Genomic DNA, 20,933 nt, shown 5'->3' with positions numbered 1-20,933 from the left:
GGTACCCGGGAGCCACGACGGCAAACTCACGCGGGGATCGCGTCGGTCTTCCGCAGCCACGAGCGATGTTCGCCGAGTTGCGCGGTGAAGGAGGCGAAGAAGCCGTCGGGGAGGGTCGCCTCGGCCGCCGTGGTGGTCACCACGCCCTGGTCGATCAGGGTTTCGGTGTCGTCGGCCAGTTTCGAGGTCACCCCGGCCCGGCGCAGCAGGTCCAGACCCGAGCCGAAGGCGGCCACCGGCTTGCCGTGTTTGTAGGCCTCGGCGACGAAATGCACCGCGTAGCCGTCGCGTTCGAGGACGTTGATCGCGCCCGGGCCGCACGGGACGACGACGGCGTCGTAAAGCACCGAAGCCATGGTGTTGAGCTGCCTGTCCGGCCGCAGCGGATCCCCTTCCCCGCCCGGCCGGAGTTCGGCCTCGGTGGGAGCCAGCACCTCGGCGATCGCGCCCTCCGCCGTCAGCGCCTCGACCAGGCGGCCGACGCCGATCGTGTCCACCCCGTCGGCGGCGAGCACCGCGACCTTCCGGCTGCTCGCGGTGCCGGAAGGCTGGTTCAACTGGGAAAGTGCGGGAGAGGTGCGGTCGTGGTGCGGGGTGGCGGGAGCGGCGGGCACGCTCACCCCGATCCCCTCGGCGACTTCGGCGGCCAGATCGTGGTCGACGTTGTTGAGCTCGGCGACCGTCCGCGCCCGGACCTCCCGGTCCTCGACCTTGCCGAGTTCGAACCGGAACGCCGCGATGATGTGCTCGCGTTCGATCGGCGACATGCTGTTCCAGAACAGCGTCGCCTGGCTGTAGAAGTCCTTGAAACTCTCGCTGCGGTCCCGGATCTTGTGGCCCGCGACGGCTTCGGTGTAGTGCCGGAAGACGCCGGAGTCGGCGATCGCCGGGCAGCCGCCGCCGCGCGAGTTCGGGTAATAGCTCGTCCGTCCCTTGTGGACGTTCTGCTGGCCGTACCCGTCGCGCTGGTTCGTGTGCACCGGCGCGATCGGCCGGTTCACCGGGAGCTGCGAGAAGTTGGGGCCGCCGAGCCGGATCAGCTGCGTGTCGAGGTATGAGAAGTTCCGGGCCTGCAGCAGCGGATCGTTGGTGAAGTCGATACCGGGGACGATGTTCGCGGTGTGGAAGGCGATCTGTTCGGTCTCGGCGAAGAAGTCCTCGGGGTTGCGGTCCAGGACCATCCGCCCGACCGGCCGCACGGGCACCTGCTCCTCGGGGATGATCTTCGTGGCGTCCAGCAGATCGAAGTCGAAGTCGTGCTCGGAGTCCTCGTCCACCAGTTGCACGCCCAGCTCCCATTCCGGGTACTGGCCGGACTCGATCGCGTCCCACAGGTCACGCCGGTTGAAGTCGGGATCCTTGCCCGCGATCTTCTGGCATTCGTCCCACACCAGGGAATGCGTGCCGAGGACGGGCTTCCAGTGGAACTTCACGAAGGTGCCCTTGCCCTCGGCGTCGACGAGCCGGAACGTGTGCACGCCGAACCCCTGCATCATCCGGTAGCTGCGCGGCAGCGCGCGATCGGACATCAGCCAGAGCACCATGTGCAGGCTCTCCGGCTGGAGCGAGACGAAGTCCCAGAAGGTGTCGTGCGCCGACTGGGCCTGCGGGATCTCGTTGTGCGGTTCGGGTTTCACCGCGTGCACGAAATCGGGGAACTTGATGCCGTCCTGGATGAAGAACACCGGCATGTTGTTGCCCACGAGATCGTAGTTGCCTTGGCGGGTGTAGAACTTCGTCGCGAAACCGCGGACGTCGCGGACGGTGTCGGCCGAACCGCGGGAACCGGCGACGGTGGAGAACCGCACGAACACGGGGATCTTCTCGCCACTGGTGAGGAATTCGGCGACCGTGTAGTCGGCCAGCGCGTCGTCGTAGGCCTCGAAGAAGCCGTAGGCGCCCGCGCCACGCGCGTGCACGACCCGTTCGGGGATGCGCTCGTGGTCGAAATGGGTGATCTTCTCGCGGGCGTGGAAGTCTTCGAGCAGCGTCGGCCCCCGGCTGCCCGCGGTCAACGAGTCGTCCGTGTGGTCGACCCGGACGCCCTGCTGGGTGGTCAGCACGGACTTTTCCGGATCCACCCGGCTTCCGTCCAGCTGCTCGTTCTTCGCGTCCTCTCGATGCTGTGCCACAGGTCTCGCCCCTTCGCGGTGGTGGGTTCCCTCGCGGCTACCCCGGCGCCGTTTCGGCAAAACGACACCGGGTAACCGGCGCGCAGGAAACTTCGAGGAGGTGCGAATGACGACGGTGGAACGGCCTGCCGTACTGGAGATCCGCGATCCCGCCGACGGCAGTCTCGTCGGCAGTGTCAAAGCGGCGACGACCGAAGGCGTCCGGACGGCGATCGCCGCGGCGAGGCGGCGAGCCCCGGGCTGGGCCGCCACACCGGCGGCCGAACGCGGGATCGCGCTGAAGGACGCGGCGAGGTCCCTCCGGGCGCGAGCCGGAGAACTCGCCGTCCTCATCGAGAGCGAGACGGGCAAACCCCGGGACGAGGCCGAAGAGGGTGTCCTGGCCGGAGCGGGGACCTTGGAGCAGTACGCCGAACTGGGGCCTGTGCACCGCGGCCGGTCCCTGTTGGGCGATCCGTCGGCCACCGACCTGATGGTGCCGGAGCCCCGGGGCGTGGTCGTCGCGCTGACACCGTGGAACGACCCCGTCGCGGTGGCCTGCGGGCTGTTGGGCGCGGCCCTGGTCACGGGGAACACGGTGGTGCACAAGCCGAGCGAACGCTGCCCGCACACCGGCGCCTGGCTGGGGAACGTGCTGGCGGAGGCCTTTCCCGACGACGTTCTCCAGACCGTCCAGGGCGACGGGAGCGTCGGCGCCGAACTCGCGGCTCATCCGGACGTCAACGTCGTCGCCCACGTCGGTGGCACGGCCGCGGGCCGTTCGATCGCGGTCAGCGCGGCGCGGACCGGCGCCAAGGTCTTGCTGGAGAACGGCGGGAACGACCCGCTCGTCGTCGACGCCGGCGTGGACCCGGTCTGGGCGGCGGAGCAGGCGGCGCTCGGGGCGTTCGCCAACTCCGGGCAGATCTGCGTCTCGGTCGAACGGATCCATGTGCACCAGGACGTCGCGGACGCCTTCCTCACCGCGCTGGTCGCCGAGGCCGGCCACCGGAAAGTGGCCCCGCTCGTCGACCGGCGCCACCGGGACGGGGTGCACGCCCAGGTCGCGGAAGCGATCGCGCAGGGCGCCGACCCTCTCACCGGAGGGTTCGTCCCCGACGGTCCCGGTGCCCATTACCCGGCGACCGTCCTCGCCGGATGCACCCCGGGGATGCGGGTCCTGACCGAAGAGACGTTCGGCCCGGTCGCACCGGTGACCGTGGCGGCTGACTTCGACCAGGCACTCGAGCAGGCAGCCGCAGGTGAGTACGGTCTCGCGGCCACCGTGCTCACCTCCTCGATGGCCCACGCGCAGCGCGCCTGGCGCGAACTCCCGGCCGGGACCGTGAAGATCAACAACGTCTTCGGCGGCGCACCCGGCGGGGCCGCCCAGCCGCGGGGCGCCAGCGGCAGCGGCTACGGCTACGGGCCGGAACTGCTCGACGAGATGACGCAGACCAAGGTCGTCCACCTGGGTCCGCCGGGTCCGTGATGGGCGGGAAGACGCCGTTCGCCTGGGTCGCGCGGGCGTTCCGGGTGCCGGGGGAGGAACGCCGGAGCCTCGTCCAGACCGCGAAGGCCACGGCCGCGGCGGTGATCGCGTGGATCGTCGCGACGGCGGTCCTGCGGCTGCCGCAGCCCTTCCTGGCGCCGTACGCGGCGGTGTTCCTGGTGCAGGCCACCGTCTACCGGTCGCTGCGCGGCTGGGCACAGCAGGTCGGCGCCGTCAGCGTGGGGGTGCTGCTCGCCGCGGGCGCCGGTCAGGTCATTCCGTCGGTGACGGTGGCGCTCGGGCTGGTCATCTTCGTCGGCCTGCTGATCGGCTCGTGGCGGGGGTTCGGCGATTCGGGGGTATGGGTCGGGATCACCGGCATGCTGCTGATCTCCTACGGCAGCGCGACCGAACCCGTCCTGCTCGCCGACCGGTTGCTGGAAACCGCGCTGGGGGCGGGGATCGGCGCCGTGCTCAACGCGGTGATCCTGCCGCCGCTGCACGGCGAACGCCTGCGGGCGGCGACCTCCCGGCTGGCGTCGGCGATCGCCGACGTCCTCGACAGGACCGCGGACCTGGTTCGCGGCGGCGAGGCGGCCGACGGCCTGGACGACCGGATGGAGGACGTCCGCAGCCTGGTCGCGGAGGCGGAGGACGCGATCGGCTGGACCCGGGAGGGCCGGTATCTGAACCTCCGTGGACGGCGTGAGACCCGCGAGGAACCCTTGGCGAACCTCGTCTCCCTGTGGCATCCGCTCGCCCAGCTGATCGACGCCGTGAGCGAGGCCGCCCACAGCGAGCAGCCGTTCCGGCATCCCGGCGAACACGCGCGCGGGGTGGTCGGCGACCTGCTCGAAGCCCTCGCCGAGGTGGCCCGTTCGGGTGATCCGGCCGAACTCGACCGATGTCGCGACCTGCTCGGCGAGATCGACCACCTGCTCGTGACGCCCACGGACGAGGTCACCACCTCGATCGGGCTGGGGGCGATGGCGCTGCCCGCCCGGCGTCTCGTCCAGCGGCTCCGCGCCGATTAAGGCGAGACGACGGTGGGTAACCGTACCCATGAGCGGTAAGCGGATCGTGGTCACCGGCGCCACCGGCAACGTCGGCACGGCGGTGGTCCGCGCGCTGGGCGCGGACCCCGAAGTCGGCTCGATCGTCGGCGTGGCGAGGCGGCCGAGCCGATGGGAGAGCCCGAAGACCGAGTTCGTCACCGCGGACGTCGCCCGCGACGACCTCCGTGCCGTGTTCGACGGCGCCGACGTGGTGATCCACCTGGCCTGGCTCTTCCAGCCGACCCATCGGCCCGAGATCACCTGGCGTTCCAATGTGCTGGGTTCGATCCGGGTGTTCGAAACCGCGCAGGCGATGCGGGTGCCGTCGCTGGTGTACGCGTCGTCGATCGGGGCGTATTCGCCGAGGGACGACGACCATCCGGTGACCGAGGAGTGGCCGACGCACGGGTCGCCGAAGGCGGCGTATACCCGCGAAAAGGCTTACGTGGAAAGGGTTCTCGAAGCCTTCGACCGGAGTCATCCGCGGCTGCGGGTGGTCCGGGTACGGCCGGGATTCCTCTTCCAGAAGGCCGCGGCGCCCGAGCAGCGCCGGCTCTTCGGTGGGCCGTTCGTCCCGGGCAAGCTCGTGCGTCCGTCGCTGATCCCGGTGCTCCCCGACATCCCGCAACTGCGGATCCAGACCGCGCACACCGAGGACGTGGCCGACGCCTATCGCCGCTGTGCGCTCCAGGACGTCAAGGGGGCCTTCAACATCGCCGCCGATCCGGTGCTGGACACCCGCGCGCTGGCGCGGATCTTCGGCGCCAAACCGGTGAAGGTCCCGGCGCCGTTCGTCCGGCGAGCGCTGGCCGCGGCCTGGTCTTTGCATCTGATCCCGGCGACGCCAGGGCTTTTCGACGCCGTCCTGCATCTGCCGGTGATGGACTGCACGCGTGCCAGGGAAGAGCTGGGCTGGACGCCGCGATACTCGTCGGAGGACGCGATCGAAGCCTTTCTCAAGGGACTGCGTGAAGGCGAAGGATTCCCGACCGAGCCGCTGAAACCGGACGTCGGCAGGGCTCACGAACTGGCCACCGGGGTGGGGGAGCGACCGTGAACGAGAAGGAACTCCTGCACACGCTGACCAGGGTGGTGTCCACTTTGGACCAGACCGCCGTGCGGTTCGCCGTCGCGGGCGGCCTCGCCGTCTACGCGCGGGGCGGGCCGCCGTCCGATCACGACGTCGACCTCTTCCTCAAGGAGGAGGACATCGAGGTGGCGGCGGAGGCGCTGGAAGCGGCGGGGCTGAGACGGGAGCACCCGCCGGAGGACTGGCTCACCAAGGTCTACGACGGCGACTGCCTCGTCGACCTGATCTTCCGGCCCAACCATCGGCCGGTCACCGACGAGATGCTCGACCGCGCCTCGCTGATGCGGGTCGGGGCGACCGCCGCCCCCGTGCTCAACGGGACCGATCTGCTCGTCGACAAGATCCTCGTGCTCAGCCCGCACCGGTGCGATTTCGCGCCGCTGCTGCGGATCGCGCGCGATCTCCGCGAGCAGGTCGATTGGCACCGGGTGGCCGAAGAGACCGCCGAATCGCCGTACGCGTGGTCGTTCCTGACCCTGCTCGCGGCCCTGTCCATCATCGACGGAAAGGAGCTTCCGATGCCCGAGGAAGCGCCCCAGTACCTGGTCGCCAGGCTGACCAAGGCGCTGGCGGAAGACCCGAGGACCGCCGAACTAGGCGTGCACGTCACCGTGCGCGGCGACCAGGTCCGGCTCAGCGGGGAAGTCCCGTGCGCCAACCGCAAGGCCGACATCGAGGCGGTCGTCTGCGAACACATCGCGACCGAGCTGGTGCACAACGACGTCCGGCTGGCCGACGTCCGGGAGCCGTCGCACGCCGAGGAGATCCGGTGATCCGGGTCGCCGCGGTCGGGGACGTCCACCTCGGGGAGGACAACCGAGGCCTGCTGCGGCCGGCACTGGACAACATCGCCGAACACGCCGACGTGCTCTTGCTCGCGGGCGACCTCACCCGGCACGGCAGCGTCGACGAGGCCAGGGTGGTGGCCGACGAGTTCGCCGGGCTCCCCGTCCCGGTGATTTCGGTGCTGGGCAACCACGACTACCACTCGGACGAGGCCGAAGCGGTCAGCGGGCTGCTGGAGGAAAGCGGGATCACCGTCCTCGAGGGTTCGGCGACCACAGTGGACCTGGAGGGCGGGAAGCTCGGCGTCGCCGGGGTCAAGGGCTTCGGCGGCGGGTTCGCGGGCAAATGCGCGAGCCGGTTCGGCGAACGCGAGATGAAGGATTTCGTCGAGCACACCATGGCGGCGGCCAAACGGTTGCGCACCGCGCTGGAAGGGCTCGAACACGAGCAACCCGACGTGACCGTCGCGCTGACCCACTATTCGCCGATTCCCGGCACCCTGCACGGCGAACCGCCGGAGATCCACCCGTTCCTGGGGTCGTACCTGTTGTGCGAGCCGATCGACGACGCCCAGGTGGCCCTCGCCGTGCACGGGCACGCGCACTACGGCAGCGAACAAGGCGTCAGCCCCGGTGGGGTCCCGGTCCGCAACGTCGCCCAACCGGTGATCCGCGCGGCGTACGCGACGTATGTCCTCGAACCTGCGAAAGTGCTCACATGAGGGAACGATTCCACGGTCAGCTGAGCGTTCTCGGCGAGCTCCTGTCGAGTATGTGCGGCATGGCCTGCGAAGAACTGCACCTGGCGAACCGGGTCTTTCTCGACCGGGACGTCGAAGCCGCCGCCGAACTGGCGACGGTCGAGGCGAGACTGAACGCGGCACGGACCCGATGCGAGGAGTCCGCCCAGAAGCTGCTCGCCCTGCAGGCGCCGGTGGCACGCGATCTGCGGACCGTGCTGGCGGCGGTGTACTGCGCCGACCGGCTGGAGCGGATGGGCGACCTCGCCCAGCACATCGCCGACCAGGCCTTGCGAGCGCCGGAATTCGCCGTCCCCGACGCGCTCACCGGCCAGTTCGGCGAGATGGCCGGACTCGTCGGCTCGATGGCGGAAGACCTCGGCGCCGCGATCGAAGGCTCGACGGCGGAGGTGTTCCACTCGCTGGCCCGGTCCGACGAGCGGGTCGACGCGCTGTACGAAGAACTGATGACCCTGGTGACCGATCCGGACTGGGCCGACGGCGTCGCGCCCGCTATCTCGGTGGCGCTGCTGGCGCGGTTCTACGAGCGGTTCGCGGACCAGGTGGTGTCGGTGGCGCGGCGGGTGGATTTCGCGCTCACCGGGGAATTGCCGGAGTCTTCCGTGCGGGATGCGCCTGCTGAGCTTTGAGCTCGCTCGGCGCCATCGTCCGTGTCGCGAAAGCCACTTTCGGGACATCTAGCGTCGCGAAAGTGGCTTTCGCGACCTGTTGGCGAGCAGCCCGCGACGCCCGCACAGGCTCGAAGTCCGTGAAGGCCTCCTTCCCTACTCTCAAGGTAGGGAAGGAGGCCTTCACGGACTTGATCGACGCGTGAGCGTCCGGCGAAGGTCAGGTCGCCCGGTCCGTCAGCGCGTCCCGGATCTTGTCGATGAACGCCGTCCCCGGCGCCAGGATCCGGTTCGCCGGCGGCCGGTCCGGAGCGGCGGGATGCGGCCTGGTCGGGGCGATCTCCTTGGCCCGCAACACCTTCTCGCCCAGTTCCCGCAGGTCTTCCGGAGAACAGGCGGCCTGCAGCTTGGGCAGCAGGTCGCTTTCTTCCTCTTCGATGTGGTGCCGGACGTCCTCGATCAGCTTGCCGACGAGTTCGTCGAACCGGTTGTCCGTCGGTTCCAGGCCGATGAGGTCGTTCATCACGCGTTCGGCTTCGGCGTGCTCCTCGATCTCGTGATCGGCGACCTCGTCGCCGTCGGGGAGGTGCTTCCGCGCGGCGGGGTACATGTGCTGTTCTTCGGCGATCGAATGCCGCACGAGTTCGGCGATCAGGTGGTCCGCGAGGTCCTTGCGGTGCCGATCACCGCCCTTGCCGGACTCCAGTTCCTTGAAGATCCGCTCGAAGGCACGGTGGTCCTCGGTGATCACCGTGACGAGGTCGTGTTCCGTGGTGGTGGTCATGGACACTCCTGTCCGTGGTCGTCAGTCCGACGCCGGACGGATACCCGTTCCCCGCGGTCCAATCACCCGGATTCGTCGGTGGCCCGGTGCGGCGCGCCGACGGGTTTGGATTCCGGGGAGCCGCGTTGGCGCAGGTACACGCTGAACACCGCCATCGAGCCGATGGCGAGGAATTCCGACTGCCAGTTCTGCAGGGTGCGGTTCCAGAAATCCGACGACGCCAGATAGCCGAACCACGACACCGGATCACCGAATTCGGTGAGCTGTTCGGCGTTGTAGGCGCTCATCCCGGCCACGGATTGGGCGAGCCACGACAGCAGGAACAGTCCCAGCATCACCAGTCCGAGTGACATCGAGAAGATTCCCGTGCGCCAGCCGCCCGCCTTCACCCATTTCGGTGAATCGGCCGTCGCGTGGCGTCCGACCTGCTGGTCCTCGTCCGTTTCCAGGCCGACCCGGTCGGCCGGTTTCGATTCGGGGGAGCCGCGTTGCAGCAGCCACACGGTCGCGAACACGTAGAGGAAGAACTGCAGGTATTCCGATTGCCAGTTTTCGGCGACGTCGACGGCGAAGTCCGCGGACGCCAGGTAGTCGAGCAGGCCGACCGGCTCGGCGGCGTGGCTGAGCCGCCCGTCGTTGTAATCCGCGAGCCCGGAGAACGCCTGTCCCGCGAGACTCAGCAGGAACAGCAGTCCGAAGCCCAGCGAAAGGGCGTTGTCACGAAGAAAGCGCCGCATCATCCGCCCCCTTCACCGGTGCAGCAGGCCCAGCAGGACGCAATAGCCGAGGACGGCCACGACGAAGACGAGGTAAACGGTGAACACCGGACGCGCTTTCATGGGCCACCCACCGCGCAGTCGTAGACCTGTTCGTTGCGGTGGTGGCAGCCCGCTCCCGTGATCACCCAGCCGGTGGACGACTCGTGCAGGAAGAGCGTGTCGCGGGCGGTCTTCACCTGGGCTTCTTCGCTCCAGATCGAGACCGTCTCCGGCGTGCCGTCCGGGACGTTCGCGCCGGCCAGGCCGCGTTCGCAGCTTTCCGGCGCCCAGGATTCCCGCACCCGGGGCGCGAGCAGCGCGCACGCCGAGCGGTGATCACCCGACGCGAGTGCGCCGAGGAACCGCCCGGTGGCCTCTCGCACCGGCTCCTGCCCGCTCGCACCCGCGCAACCGGCGAGCAGCAGGCACGCGCCGAACGCCAGGGTTTTGACGATCACGGAAGACGGGTACCCGGCCCGGCCGTCAACTACACCTCGGGGTCAGGACGCGGGGTACTGGCGCTCGCGCAGCAGATTCGCCAGATGGATCGCGTTACGCGCCAGGGTCGCGTTGGTCGACGCGACCGCTTCGGGCGTTTCGTCGAGGTCGTTGTAGTCCCCGCCCTTCATCGCCTCGCCGTTCCAGTAGGTCCCGCCCTGGGCGGGCACGGTGAAGCCGACGTCGTTCAGGGCCTGGAAGAGGTCGGCGGTGATCTTGTGCGCGCCGTCCTCGTTGCCGACGACGGCGGTGACGCCGACCTTGCCGAACATCGCGGGCCTGCCCTCGTCGTCCGTTTCGGACAGTTCGGCGTCGAGCCGCTCCAGCACCCGCTGCGCCACGCTGGACATGTGGCCGACCCAGGTCGGCGTCGAGATCAGCAGGATGTCGGCGGCGGCGATCTTGCGGCGGATCTCCGGCCAGGCGTCGCCGTCGCCCATGTCGCCCTCCACCCCCGGTTTGACGTCGTGGTCGACCACACGCACGAGTTCGCCGGTGGCGCCGTGCCCGGCCAGTTCGTCCAGAAGCTGCTGCGCGATCAGCGCGCTGCTCGACGGGGCGGGCGACGGTTTGAGCGAGCAAACCAGTGCGAGGGCCTTCAACGGCTGGGTCATCCTGTCCTCCTGTTCGGATCGGTGCCGAGTCCCGTGTGGACGAAGCCCGCCGCGCTGACGGTCGCCGGGTCCAGGAGATTCCTGGCGTCGACGACGACGGCGCGTTCGGTGGCGGCGGCGAGCCGGTCCCAGTCGAGCTCGCGGAACTCGGGCCACTCGGTGAGCACGACCAGCGCCGCCGCGTCCTTCGCCACCAGGTACGGGTCGTCGACGACCTGGACGGTGTCCGGTTCGACGGCTTCGACGCCGGGGTCGTACGCAGTCAGCACCGCGCCGCTCCTGGCGAGCTCCCGCGCGACCGCGAGCGCGGGGGAATCGCGCAGATCCCCGGTTCCCGCCTTGAACGCCAGTCCGAGCAACCCGATACGGATGCCCGAGAGCGAGCCGTCCGAAACCCCGGTGATCGCGCGGCGAATCTTCCGCACCACGGCCGCCCGCTGGCGGGCGTTGGCCTTCATGGCGTCACGGAGGATGCCGAAGTCGACGCCCGCGTGTTCGGCGGTCCGCAGCAGCGCGGCGGTGTCCTTGGGCAGGCACGAGCCGCCCCAGCCGGGGCCGGGGACGAGGAAGGCGGGCCCGATCCGCGAATCGAGCCCCATGAGCCGCCCGACGTCGCGGATGTCGGCGCCGTAGTGCTCGCAGAGTTCGGCGAGGACGTTCACATAGGACACTTTCAACGCCAGGAACGCGTTGCTGGCGTACTTCGCGAGCTCGGCGCTCGCCGGATCGGTGAACCACACCGGCGCGTTCGTCTCCCCGTACAAGGCGGCGACGCGCTCCGCGGCCGTCCTGTTCTCGGGGACCGAGCCGAGGACGACCCGGTCGGGCTGCAAGAAATCTTCGACGGCGTGCCCCTCGCGGAGGAATTCGGGATTGCTCACCACGGGCAGATCCGGTCCGAGCGATTCCGTCAGCCGGGCCCCGGTGCCGACCGGCACGGTCGACTTGGTGACGACGACGCAGCCGGGCGCGAGCAGTCCGGGCAGCGTGGCCACGACCTCGTCCAGCATCCGGACGTCGGCGTCGCCGTTCTCCCCTTTCGGCGTGGGCAGGCAGAGCAGTACGAAGTCCACATCGGACAGTTCTTCCGGTGCGCCGGTGAAGCGGAGCCGCCCGCAGCCCAGGCCGTCCCGGACCAGTTCCGTGAGCCCCGGTTCGGCGATGGCGACCTCGCCCCGGTTCAGCTCGTCCACTTTGGACAGATCGTTGTCGACGCAGACCACCTGATGGCCCAGATGAGTGAAGCACGCCGCGCTGGTGAGCCCGACGTATCCGGCGCCGATCACGCCCACCCGCTCAACCACGGGAGGCCCCCGTCCGGAGCAGGTCTTCGGCCGCGGTGAGGACGCGTTCCTCCCGCAACAGCAGCAGGCCCGGATCCGGGGCACCACCGTGCGGGTCGCCGACGTCGCCCACCCAGAGGACCGTATGCCGCCGGTCGCCGGCAGGCGGGCCCCAGAGCCGCGGCGGGGTCGGCCCGAACAGCAGCACCGACGGCGTCCCGTACGCGGTGGCGAGGTGGCCGACACCGGTGTCGCCGCAGATCACCAGCCGTGCCTCGGCCACGGTCGCCGCCAGCTCGGCGAGGCCGCCGCCCACGAGAGCCGCGTCGCCGGGAAGCCCGGCCTCCTCGACGATCGCGCGGACGAGAGGCGCTTCCGGCGCGCTTCCCGTGACGACCACCCGATGCCGGGCGGAGAGCTCCCGCGCCACCCGCGCGTACCGGTCCGGCGGCCAGCGCCGGGCGGCGAACGCGGCACCGGGGTGGATCACCACCGCGTCCGCCGCCGGGCTGGGGCCGGGCGGCGGGGGCAGCGCGAGGTCGTCCCGGTCGGCCGGGATGCGCGCGGCCTCGAGCAGGCGGCACCAGCGGTCGACCTCGTGCGCCTCGGCTGGCCAGTCGGGGCCGTCGACGCCGGGGAAGTCCGGATGCCGGTGGGTGATCAGTTCCAGCGGGTCCTGGGCGAGCAGGTCGTGGATGCTCTCCGGGCCGCGGCCGTGCAGGTTCACCGCCAGCCGCGGCGGCTCGCCGGGCCAGGACAGTTCGCCGAGCCCGGCCGTCGGGAGCAGTTCGTCCACGGCGTCGATCAGCTCGACGAGATCGCGCAGGTTCTCCGGCGCGGCGAGGACGAGCCGTTCGTCGTCGAAGGCGCGGCGCAGGGCCCGCAGGGCGGGGACCGCGGTGAGCAGGTCCCCCAGGCCGAGGGCGCGCAGCACGAGGATGCCACCGGTCACGGCCAGGACCCCTCTTCCGAAGCGCACACCACGAGCTCGCGGACCTCGCAGCCGGGCGGTTGGGAGAGAGCGAAGACCACGGAGGCCGCGACGTGCTCGGGCTGGTTGAGTTTCGCGTCCGGCGGCGGCTTGTACTGCTCGGCCCGGTCGTCGAAGAACGCCGTGTGCATGCCGCCGGGGACGAGCAGCGTCACCCCGACCCGCCCCGCGAGCTCCATGGCGAGTGCCCTGGTGAAGCCGACGACGCCGAATTTCGACGCGCAGTAGGCGCTCGCGTCCCCCGCGACCCGCAGCCCCAGCGTGGACGCGCAGGTCACCACCGTGCCGCGGCTCAGCCGGAGATGGGGGAGCGCCGCACGGACGACCGCGGCGGTGCCGAGCAGGTTGACCCGGATCACGCGCTCCCAGTCCTCAGTGGACACTTCGTCGAGCGGGCCGCACGCGTCGGTGCCCGCCGCGGTGAAGACGCCGTCGATCCCGCCGGCCTTTTCGGCGAGTTCGTCCACGGCACGCGCGGCCGCGGCGGAATCGGCCAGGTCGGCCCGGACGAACGCGACGTCGCCCGCCGGTTCGGCGCGATCGACGACGAGCGGTGTGCCGCCCGCCTCGCGGACGGCTTCGACGGTCGCGGCACCGAGGCCGGAGGCGCCGCCGGTGATCAGGACGTTGCCGAGAGGGCGCATCATGCTCCTTCCGCCGCGGCCACCAGCCGAGTGGTGGAATAGCCGCGGATGGTCGGGATCAGGACGATTTCGCCGCCGTGCCGTCGCACCACGGCGCTTTCGGGGAGTTCGGTGTCGGCGTAGTCGCCGCCCTTGACCCAGACGTCCGGGCGCAGGCGGTCCAGCACGGCGGCCGGATCGGGTTCGTCGAACACCACGACGGCGTCGACGGAGGCGAGTTCGGTGAGCAGCCGGGCGCGGTCGCGGGCGGTCACGATCGGCCTGCCCGGTCCTTTCAGGCCGCGCACCGAGGCATCGGAATTGAGGCAGACGACGAGGGCGTCGCCCAGGGCACGCGCCTGTCGCAGCAAGGCGGCGTGGCCGGGGTGCAGCAGATCGAAACAACCACCCGTGGCCACGAGCCTGCCGCCTCGTGCGCGGACCCGTGCCGCGAAGTCGAACGCCGAAGTGCCATGGTGGTGGGCTTCCGGCTCGGGTGAGTTGTCCACTGTGGACAGTGTGGCGGCGCCGCCGGTCGCGACGAACCGGGCCGCCGTCTCGACGCCGGCCGCGACGGCGTCGGCGGTGGCCGCGCCGTCGAGCAACGCCGCGGTGACCGCGGACGCGAAGCGGTCACCGGCGCCGCAAGTGTCCTTGGCGACGATCCCCGACGGCGGCCGGAACGTCGTGCACCGCCCGCCCTCGGTCAGCACCGCGCCGTGCGCGCCCGTGGTGACGCTGACCGCGTCGGCCTTCCACAGCGTGTGCACCCGTTTCGCCAGCTCTCCGGCGTCGGCGCGGGTCTCGGTGAGCTGCTCGGCTTCGGCGAGATTCGGGGTGGCCAGCGTGACCCCCGCGACGGGCTCGCTCCCGCGGGGATGCGGATCCCAGACGACGGGGATCGTGCCCGCCAGTTCGGCGAGCAGCGCGCGGATCTCCGGATGACCGGTCACGCCGCGGCCGTAGTCGGCGACGAGGATCGCGCCCGCCGACCGCAGCGCCGCCCGGACGCCGGAGGTGAGCGGCGAGAACTCGGCCCTGCCGTCACCGCTGTCGAGCCGGACCAGTGACTGCCCCGCGACCCGCACCCGCTTCTTGGTGACGGTGGTGCCGTCCAAGGGCATCGGTACCACGCGGACTTCGTGTTCCAGCAGCCCGGTCAGGGCCCGTCCGGCCGGGTCATCACCCAGCGGGGTGACCAGCACGACCTCGGCGGTGGACCGGGCCGCGAGCAACGCGGCCAGCCCGGCTCCGCCCGGCCGCCGCCATTCCCGGACCAGGTCGACCACCGGGACCGGCGCGTCCGGGCAGAGCCGGTCCGACGTGCCGTCGACGTCGACGTCCAGCAAGGCGTCGCCCAGGACGACCAGCGGCCTCACGTGGGCACCCCGAGCGCGTCGTCCAGCGCGGTGCAGAGGGCGTGCACCAGCGCGAGGTGGACCTCCTGCACGGTCGCCATCGACGGTGCCTCCACCGGGATCGCGTCGGAGCACAGCGCGGCCAGCGGATTGGGGGAGGGGCCGGTGATCGCCCAGGTGGTGACGCCGAGCTCGTGGGCGGCCTTCGCGGCCGCGACGACGTTCTGGCTGCCGCCGCTGGTGGAAAGGCAGACGAGGATGTCGCCGGGGCGGCCGTGCGCCCGCACCTGCCGGGCGAACACCTCGTGCTCGCCGTAGTCGTTGACGATCGCCGTCACGGCCGAGGTCTCCGCGTGCAGGGCGATCGCCGAGAACGGCTGCCGGTCGTTGCGGAACCGGCCCACCAGCTCGCCGGTGAGATGCTGCGCTTCGGCGGCGCTCCCGCCGTTGCCGCACGCGAGCAGCCGTCCGCCGGAGGACAGCACGGCGGCCAGCTGGTCACCCCAGCCACGGATCTTCGGCGACCAGGAAGCGGACTTCCCGGCGGCCTCGCTCAAAGCCGCGAAGTGTTCTTCGATCACGACACACCTCCAAAGGTCAGGGACGGCGGACCACGAACGGTCCGAGGGCGAGCAGGTCGATGGGGGCCGAACCGAAGCATTCCAAGGCGTCCCTGGGGGAATCGACCATCGGCCTGCCCGCGGTGTTGAGACTGGTGTTGACCACGGCGGGCACGCCGGTACGGCGTTCGAACGCGCCGAGCATCCGGGCCACGAGCGGCTCGTCGTCCGCGTCGACCGTCTGGACCCGGGCCGTCCCGTCGACATGGGTGACGGCCGGGATCTTGTCCCTCCATTGTGGAGCGACGTCGTGGACGAAGAGCATGTAGGGACTGGGAAGCGGGCCGCGGGAGAAGATCTCGCCCGCGCGGTCGGCGAGCACCATCGGGGCCACCGGGCGGAACTGTTCGCGCCCCTTGACGTCGTTCAGCCGTTCCAGATTGGCTTCGTGTCCGGGATGGGCGAGCAGCGACCGATGGCCGAGCGCACGCGGGCCGAACTCGGACCGGCCCTGGAACCAGGCCACGATCCGGTTTTCGGCCAGTGCTTCGGCGACGGCCTCGGCGACGTCGTCCGGCCGCTCGTAGCGCACGTTCGCGGTCTTGAGCGCGTTCTCCAGCTGGTCGTCGGTCCAGCCGCGGCCGAGATCCGCGCCGGTCATCGGGCCGCCGCGGTCGCCGAATTCCGCGGCGAGCTCCAAGGCCGCGCCGAGCGCGGTGCCGGCGTCACCGGCGGCGGGCTGGACCCAGATCCGGTCGAACGGTCCCTCGGCGTGGAGCCGGGTGTTGGCGACGCAGTTGAGCGCGATCCCACCGGCCAGCGCGAGGTCGCCGTGCCCGGTGTGCTCGTGGAGCTTGGCCGTCAGGTCGAGCAGGACGTCCTCCAGGCACCGCTGCACGCTCGCGGTCAGGTCGGCGTGGACCTGCCCCGGTTCCTGCCCGGGTTCGACGGCGGGAGCGAACGACGCCCAGTCGATCTCGTCGGTGCGGAACCCCATCCCGTTGGTGTGCACGCTTTCCGCGATCCGGTCGAGGAAGCGGGGCTTGCCGTAGGAGGCGAGGGCCATCACCTTGTACTCGTCACTGGACCGGGCGAAACCGAGGTGCTCGGTCAGATCCTCGTACATCAGCCCGAGGGAATGGGGCAGCCGTTGCTCGGCGAGCTCCTCGAACTTGCCGTCGCGGTACTCGCCCGCGAGATAGGAAGTGCTCTCCCCACGACCGTCGGCGACCAGTACCGCGCAGTCGTCGAACGGCGCGGCGAGCGCGGCCGAGGCGGCGTGCGCGACGTGGTGCCGGACGAAGCGGACGGTCGCGGGATCCAGCCCCGGCAAGGCCGCCTTGAGGAAGGCGGGAGCCCGGCGGGCGAAGTCGGTGCGGAGACATTCGTTCTTCCCGTCGTGCCCCGCCATGCCCGGCTCCACGAGCGCCGGATCGTAGGAATAGCCGACGGCGTCGAGATCCTGAGCGGAGATCCCGGCCTCGGCCAGGCACCACGCGGCGGCCTCGACGGGCTGTTCCCAAGCGGAGAACGGCACCGGTCGTTTGCCGTGTTTGCGACGGCTGAACCGTTCTTCCTCCGCCGCCGCCACGATTTCGCCATCGACGACCAGGGCCGCGGCCGGGTCGTGGAAGACGGCGTTGACACCGAGTATGCGCACCGGGCCACCTCTCCGGTCGGGGCCGCGGGCCGTGACCCGCGCTTACTCCTGTAGCGCTACCCGGTGCGTTCGGGGATAAACGATGCGGCGCAAAAGCCCAGGACGTCGCTACTGAGCGAAGCGTCTCTCGGGGGATTTGGGGGAGGCTCGGGGCTCAGGCACCGGCGGCCGGGTACGGGCCCGACCTCTGCCGGGTGAACCAGGCGACGGTGCGCGGAAGTCCTTCCGCCAGTGCGATCTCCGGCTCCCAGCCGAGTTCGCTGCGGGCGCGGGAGATGTCCGGGCACCGGCGGGCCGGATCGTCGACGGCGGCGTCGACGTATTCGATCCGGGACGCGCTGCCGGTGACGGCCAGGATCTCCTCCGCGATCCGCAGCACGGTGAGTTCGTGCGGGTTGCCGAGGTTCACCGGGCCGGGCACGTCGGAAGCAGCCAGCGCGATCAGGCCGCGGACGGTGTCGTCGACGTAGCAGAGCGAACGGGTCTGGCCGCCGGTGCCGGTCACGGTGAGCGGCGCGCCCGCGAGCGCCTGCCCGATGAACGTCGGGATCATGCGGCCGTCGTCGGGACGCATACGAGGACCGTAGGTGTTGAAGATCCGCGCTATACCGGTGTTCACGTCCCGCTCCCGGCGCATGGCCGAAGTGAGCGCCTCGGCGTACCGCTTGGCTTCGTCGTAGACGCTGCGCGGGCCGATCGGGTTCACGTGTCCCCAATACTCCTCGCGCTGCGGATGCTCCCGCGGATCGCCGTAGACCTCGCTCGTCGACGCGAGGACGAACCGGGCGCCGTCGCGTTCGGCGATGTCCAGCGCCCGTTCGGTGCCGTACGAGCCCGCGCGCAGCGTCTCCAGCGGAAGGCGGAGGTAGTCCCGCGGCGAGGCGGCGGACGCCAGGTGGAAGACGACGTCGAACGGGCCCGGCGCGGTCATCGGCCCGGTGACGTCACGGGAGAGGAGCCGGAATCCCGGACGGTCGAGCAGATGCGCCACGTTGACCGTGGCGGCGGTCGCGAAGTTGTCGGCCGCGACGACCTCCGTTCCCGCCTCCAGCAAACGTTCGCACAGATGCGAACCGACGAAACCCGCGCCCCCGGTCACCAGCGCTCTGTCCATGGCGAGTGGCTACCCGGTGCGGGCCCGGAAAAAACCGTGTGAACGCGGACAAGCCGGGTAAGTCTCGGATATGCGTGCATTGGTTATCGGCTGGGCCAGCTTCCGCCACGGCGAGGCCACCGCGGGAGACGTGCTCAGCATGCGCAGGGTCGACGAGGCGTTGTCCACCATGGGGATGGAACACGATCTGGCGTGGAGCCCGGTCTACCGGCCCGGGGACGTCAACTACGAAGAAGTGGATCCGGCCCGGTACAGCCATGTGGTCTTCGTGTGCGGGCCGGCGCACGGATGGCAGATCCGGGAGGTGCACCGGCGCTTCGCCCATTGCCACCGGATCGCGGTCGGGGTGTCGGTGATCGACCCGGAGGACGACACGGTCACCGGCTTCGACCAGGTCTTCCCGCGGGATCAGGAGAAGGTCGGCACCCCGGATCTCTCCCTCGGCGTGCCGACGGACCAGGTACTGGTGACCGGCGTGATCCTGGCACCGCCGCAACGGGAGTACGGCGCTTCCGGTCGCCACGCGGAGGTGCACGCGTCGGTGCGGGAGTGGATCGCCGGAGTGGACTGCGCCAGAGTGCCGCTCGACACGCGGCTGGCGTCGTCGGATTGGGAACGCTGCGAGACACCGGATCAGTTCACCTCGATCCTGTCGCATCTGGATGTCGTGGTCACGACGAGGCTGCACGGCCTGGTGCTGAGCCTCCAGGCCGGGGTGCCGGCACTGGCCATCGACCCGGTCGCGGGTGGCGGCAAGGTCAGCGCCCAAGCCGACGCGCTCGGCTGGCCCGCGCTCGTCCCGGCCGAAGAAGCGGGGGATCGGGACGTGCTCGACTCCTGGTGGCGCTGGTGTTCTTCGGTGCAGGGCCGGGCGGTGGCCGCGCTCCGGGCGCTGCCCGCCGACAACGGGCTCATGCGGGACATGGTGAAGGCGCTCAAAACCAGGCCGGTCCGATGAGCGCCGCTTCGACGACGGTGGTGATCGCCACCCGCGATCGGGCACCGGAGCTGGAACGGACGTTGCGAGAGCTGACCGCGTTGCGGCCGCCTCCGCCGATCGTGGTGGTGGACAACGGTTCGTCCGACGGCACGGCGGCCAGGGCGGCGGCGTTCCCCGGGGTGCGGGTGGTCCGGTTGCCGCGCAACATCGGTGTGGCGGCGCGGAATCTCGGGGTCGCGGTGGCTCGGACGCCGTATGTCGCGTTCAGCGACGACGACTCCTGGTGGGCCGAAGGCGCGCTCGCCGAAGCCGAACGGATTCTCGACACCCACGACGACATCGGCTTGGTGGCCGCGAAAACCCTGGTGGGCGAGGAAGAACGGGAGGATCCGGTCGTCTCGATGATGGCCGCGAGCCCGCTCGGCAGGCCCGAGGGGCTTCCCGGACCGGCCGTGCTCGGCTTCCTCGCCTGCTCCGCGATCGTGCGGCGGAGCGCGTATCTGCAGGCCGCCGGCTTCCATCCGCTGCTGCATTTCGGTGCCGAGGAGCGTTTGCTGTCCTACGACCTCGCGGCGCGTGGCTGGTGGCTCTGCTACGCGGAGGCGGTGCGCGCGCACCATCATCCGTCTCCCGTGCGGCCGTCGTCGTCCTGGCGGGAGCGTGCCGAACTCCGCAACCGCATGCTGATCACGGTGATGAGGCGGCCACTGCGCCGATGCCTCGCCGAGGCCTTCCGGACGCTGGCCAGGGCGCCGCGGGAGCCACGCGTACTCGGCGCGCTCGCCGGGGTGGTGCGGCGCCTGCCGTGGGCGCTCGCCGACCGACAACGGCTGCCCGCTGCGGTGGAACGCCGGATCCGGGTACTGGAACACGCCCATGGAGGATGAAGTGAAGGACCGGATCACGGTCGTGGTGATCACGCACAACCGTCGGGCGCAGTTGCTGGAGACGCTCGCCGCGATGACCGCGCTCCCCGACGCGGCGCCGATCGTGGTGGTGGACAACGCTTCCACCGACGGCACCGCGGACGCCGTCGAAGAACGGTTCCCCTCGATCCGGATGATCCGCGCGCCGCGGAACCTCGGCGCCGTCGCGCGCAATCTCGCCGTCCGCGAAGTGGAGACGCCGTATGTCGCCTTCTGCGACGACGACACCCGATGGCAGCCCGGCTCCCTGCGCCGCGCCGCCGACCGGCTCGACGCGTTCCCCGGGCTGGGCGTGGTGACCGGCCGGTGCCTGGTGGAGCCGTCCCTGACCGAAGACCCGATCACCCCGGAACTGCGCCATTCGCCGGTCCCCGGACCGGAGTGGCTGCCCGGTCCCGCTCTGCTGGGCGTCATGGCGGGGCTTTCGGCCGTCCGCGTCCGCGCGTTCCACGACGTCGGCGGGTTCTCCGACCGGATGTGGCTCGGGGGAGAGGAAGAGCTGTTCGCCCTCGACCTCGCGAGCAAGGGCTGGTGGATGTGCTGGGACGAGGAGATGGTGATCCATCACGCTCCCTCGCCCGTCCGCGACCCGCGACGCCGTCGTCAGCTCGGCATCCGCAACACGTTGTGGACGTTGTGGCTGCGGCGGCCGCTCGGCAGTGTCCTGCGCCGGATGGTCGCGGTGCTGCGTTCGGCGCCCCTCGACCGGGCGACGTTCGCGGCGGTGGCGGAAGCGGTACGGGGGATTCCGTGGGTGGTGCGGGAACGGGCGGTCGTCCCGGCCGCGGTCGAGCGGGGGCTGGTCCTGCTGGAGGAATCGCAGCGGAACTCGGTCGCGCGCCGGTACGTCGGGTGACTCGTGAGTGGCGAGGACGGCTATTCGAGGGTGAGTCGAACATGGCGTCATCGAATCCCTTGCGCG

The 20,933-nt window shown here is 70.6% G+C and carries 21 protein-coding genes; 9 read left to right on the top strand and 12 right to left on the bottom strand.

Features of this window, described 5'->3' with window-relative positions:
- Positions 1-26: 26 nt before the first annotated feature.
- Positions 27-2,132, bottom strand: coding sequence for a catalase (locus DMC64_RS39740; protein WP_125737719.1), 2,106 nt, complete (start codon positions 2,130-2,132; stop codon positions 27-29).
- Between the two features lie 106 nt (positions 2,133-2,238).
- On the opposite strand from DMC64_RS39740, the gene DMC64_RS39735 reads away from it, so the two are divergent.
- From DMC64_RS39735 to phoU, 6 genes are read left to right on the top strand one after another with little or no spacing between them, the layout of a single operon-like run.
- Positions 2,239-3,603, top strand: a complete 1,365-nt coding sequence (locus tag DMC64_RS39735; RefSeq protein ID WP_125737718.1) for an aldehyde dehydrogenase — start codon at positions 2,239-2,241, stop codon at positions 3,601-3,603.
- On the top strand, positions 3,603-4,637 hold the full coding sequence (locus DMC64_RS39730) for an aromatic acid exporter family protein (RefSeq protein ID WP_125737717.1): 1,035 nt from the start codon (positions 3,603-3,605) through the stop codon (positions 4,635-4,637). Before DMC64_RS39735 ends, DMC64_RS39730 begins: the two co-directional genes overlap by 1 nt.
- 28 nt (positions 4,638-4,665) lie before the next feature.
- Complete coding sequence (locus tag DMC64_RS39725; protein ID WP_037344333.1) at positions 4,666-5,715, top strand: NAD-dependent epimerase/dehydratase family protein; 1,050 nt, start codon at positions 4,666-4,668, stop codon at positions 5,713-5,715.
- Positions 5,712-6,521, top strand: coding sequence for a nucleotidyltransferase (locus DMC64_RS39720; RefSeq protein ID WP_125737716.1), 810 nt, complete (start codon positions 5,712-5,714; stop codon positions 6,519-6,521). Before DMC64_RS39725 ends, DMC64_RS39720 begins: the two co-directional genes overlap by 4 nt.
- Positions 6,518-7,255 (top strand): metallophosphoesterase, encoded by a 738-nt coding sequence (locus tag DMC64_RS39715; RefSeq protein ID WP_125737715.1) that lies wholly within the window; start codon positions 6,518-6,520, stop codon positions 7,253-7,255. The genes DMC64_RS39720 and DMC64_RS39715 overlap by 4 nt, the downstream gene beginning before the upstream one ends.
- The gene (phoU, locus tag DMC64_RS39710) at positions 7,252-7,923 is read left to right on the top strand and encodes a phosphate signaling complex protein PhoU (RefSeq protein WP_125737714.1); all 672 of its coding nucleotides are present in this window, start codon (positions 7,252-7,254) and stop codon (positions 7,921-7,923) included. The genes DMC64_RS39715 and phoU overlap by 4 nt, the downstream gene beginning before the upstream one ends.
- Positions 7,924-8,122: 199 nt before the next feature.
- Here the strand turns inward: phoU and DMC64_RS39705 are convergent, their stop codons facing one another.
- The 11 genes from DMC64_RS39705 to DMC64_RS39655 all read right to left on the bottom strand — a co-directional run bounded on the left by DMC64_RS39705 (position 8,123) and on the right by DMC64_RS39655 (position 18,145).
- The gene (locus tag DMC64_RS39705) at positions 8,123-8,686 is read right to left on the bottom strand and encodes a hemerythrin domain-containing protein (protein WP_037344337.1); all 564 of its coding nucleotides are present in this window, start codon (positions 8,684-8,686) and stop codon (positions 8,123-8,125) included.
- A 62-nt stretch (positions 8,687-8,748) separates the two neighbouring features.
- The gene (locus tag DMC64_RS39700) at positions 8,749-9,423 is read right to left on the bottom strand and encodes a DUF6766 family protein (protein ID WP_199755253.1); all 675 of its coding nucleotides are present in this window, start codon (positions 9,421-9,423) and stop codon (positions 8,749-8,751) included.
- Positions 9,424-9,521: 98 nt separating this feature from the next.
- Complete coding sequence (locus DMC64_RS39695) at positions 9,522-9,902, bottom strand: hypothetical protein (protein ID WP_125737712.1); 381 nt, start codon at positions 9,900-9,902, stop codon at positions 9,522-9,524.
- Between the two features lie 42 nt (positions 9,903-9,944).
- Positions 9,945-10,556, bottom strand: a complete 612-nt coding sequence (locus DMC64_RS39690) for a flavodoxin family protein (protein WP_125737711.1) — start codon at positions 10,554-10,556, stop codon at positions 9,945-9,947.
- On the bottom strand, positions 10,553-11,860 hold the full coding sequence (locus DMC64_RS39685; RefSeq protein WP_199755252.1) for a UDP-glucose/GDP-mannose dehydrogenase family protein: 1,308 nt from the start codon (positions 11,858-11,860) through the stop codon (positions 10,553-10,555). The genes DMC64_RS39690 and DMC64_RS39685 overlap by 4 nt, the downstream gene beginning before the upstream one ends.
- Positions 11,853-12,791, bottom strand: coding sequence for a glycosyltransferase family 9 protein (locus DMC64_RS39680; protein ID WP_369797437.1), 939 nt, complete (start codon positions 12,789-12,791; stop codon positions 11,853-11,855). Before DMC64_RS39680 ends, DMC64_RS39685 begins: the two co-directional genes overlap by 8 nt.
- Positions 12,788-13,474 carry an SDR family oxidoreductase gene (locus DMC64_RS39675; protein WP_125737767.1) on the bottom strand — a complete coding sequence of 229 codons (687 nt, stop codon included), beginning with the start codon at positions 13,472-13,474 and terminating at the stop codon, positions 12,788-12,790. Before DMC64_RS39675 ends, DMC64_RS39680 begins: the two co-directional genes overlap by 4 nt.
- Positions 13,474-14,832: a PfkB family carbohydrate kinase gene (locus DMC64_RS39670; RefSeq protein WP_125737710.1), complete on the bottom strand. Its 1,359-nt coding sequence runs from the start codon at positions 14,830-14,832 to the stop codon at positions 13,474-13,476. The genes DMC64_RS39675 and DMC64_RS39670 overlap by 1 nt, the downstream gene beginning before the upstream one ends.
- Positions 14,829-15,392 (bottom strand): SIS domain-containing protein, encoded by a 564-nt coding sequence (locus DMC64_RS39665; RefSeq protein ID WP_199755251.1) that lies wholly within the window; start codon positions 15,390-15,392, stop codon positions 14,829-14,831. The genes DMC64_RS39670 and DMC64_RS39665 overlap by 4 nt, the downstream gene beginning before the upstream one ends.
- A gap of 16 nt (positions 15,393-15,408) precedes the next feature.
- Positions 15,409-17,031, bottom strand: coding sequence for a carbamoyltransferase C-terminal domain-containing protein (locus DMC64_RS39660; protein WP_125737709.1), 1,623 nt, complete (start codon positions 17,029-17,031; stop codon positions 15,409-15,411).
- A gap of 154 nt (positions 17,032-17,185) precedes the next feature.
- Positions 17,186-18,145: an NAD-dependent epimerase/dehydratase family protein gene (locus DMC64_RS39655; RefSeq protein ID WP_125737708.1), complete on the bottom strand. Its 960-nt coding sequence runs from the start codon at positions 18,143-18,145 to the stop codon at positions 17,186-17,188.
- A gap of 70 nt (positions 18,146-18,215) precedes the next feature.
- Between DMC64_RS39655 and DMC64_RS39650 the strand changes: the two genes are divergently transcribed.
- From DMC64_RS39650 to DMC64_RS39640, 3 genes are read left to right on the top strand one after another with little or no spacing between them, the layout of a single operon-like run.
- Positions 18,216-19,103: a polysaccharide pyruvyl transferase family protein gene (locus tag DMC64_RS39650; protein WP_233629990.1), complete on the top strand. Its 888-nt coding sequence runs from the start codon at positions 18,216-18,218 to the stop codon at positions 19,101-19,103.
- Complete coding sequence (locus tag DMC64_RS39645) at positions 19,100-19,972, top strand: glycosyltransferase family 2 protein (protein ID WP_125737707.1); 873 nt, start codon at positions 19,100-19,102, stop codon at positions 19,970-19,972. The genes DMC64_RS39650 and DMC64_RS39645 overlap by 4 nt, the downstream gene beginning before the upstream one ends.
- Positions 19,962-20,867, top strand: a complete 906-nt coding sequence (locus DMC64_RS39640; protein ID WP_125737706.1) for a glycosyltransferase family 2 protein — start codon at positions 19,962-19,964, stop codon at positions 20,865-20,867. Before DMC64_RS39645 ends, DMC64_RS39640 begins: the two co-directional genes overlap by 11 nt.
- Positions 20,868-20,933 lie beyond the last annotated feature (66 nt).

Source organism: Amycolatopsis sp. WAC 04197 (genome assembly GCF_003947475.1).
GTDB lineage: Bacteria > Actinomycetota > Actinomycetes > Mycobacteriales > Pseudonocardiaceae > Amycolatopsis > Amycolatopsis japonica.
This window is presented reverse-complemented; position numbering and strand designations above follow the sequence as displayed.

Bases quoted from the DNA above. Each gene is read 5' to 3' on its own strand.
- DMC64_RS39735 (WP_125737718.1), top strand. From the start codon at position 2,239: ATGACGACGGTGGAACGGCCTGCCGTACTGGAGATCCGCGATCCCGCC.
- DMC64_RS39690 (WP_125737711.1), bottom strand. From the start codon at position 10,556: ATGACCCAGCCGTTGAAGGCCCTCGCACTGGTTTGCTCGCTCAAACCG.
- DMC64_RS39650 (WP_233629990.1), top strand. From the start codon at position 18,216: ATGCGTGCATTGGTTATCGGCTGGGCCAGCTTCCGCCACGGCGAGGCC.
- DMC64_RS39705 (WP_037344337.1), bottom strand. From the start codon at position 8,686: ATGACCACCACCACGGAACACGACCTCGTCACGGTGATCACCGAGGAC.
- DMC64_RS39730 (WP_125737717.1), top strand. From the start codon at position 3,603: ATGGGCGGGAAGACGCCGTTCGCCTGGGTCGCGCGGGCGTTCCGGGTG.
- phoU (WP_125737714.1), top strand. From the start codon at position 7,252: ATGAGGGAACGATTCCACGGTCAGCTGAGCGTTCTCGGCGAGCTCCTG.
- DMC64_RS39645 (WP_125737707.1), top strand. From the start codon at position 19,100: ATGAGCGCCGCTTCGACGACGGTGGTGATCGCCACCCGCGATCGGGCA.
- DMC64_RS39700 (WP_199755253.1), bottom strand. From the start codon at position 9,423: ATGCGGCGCTTTCTTCGTGACAACGCCCTTTCGCTGGGCTTCGGACTG.
- DMC64_RS39655 (WP_125737708.1), bottom strand. From the start codon at position 18,145: ATGGACAGAGCGCTGGTGACCGGGGGCGCGGGTTTCGTCGGTTCGCAT.
- DMC64_RS39675 (WP_125737767.1), bottom strand. From the start codon at position 13,474: ATGCGCCCTCTCGGCAACGTCCTGATCACCGGCGGCGCCTCCGGCCTC.
- DMC64_RS39725 (WP_037344333.1), top strand. From the start codon at position 4,666: ATGAGCGGTAAGCGGATCGTGGTCACCGGCGCCACCGGCAACGTCGGC.
- DMC64_RS39640 (WP_125737706.1), top strand. From the start codon at position 19,962: ATGGAGGATGAAGTGAAGGACCGGATCACGGTCGTGGTGATCACGCAC.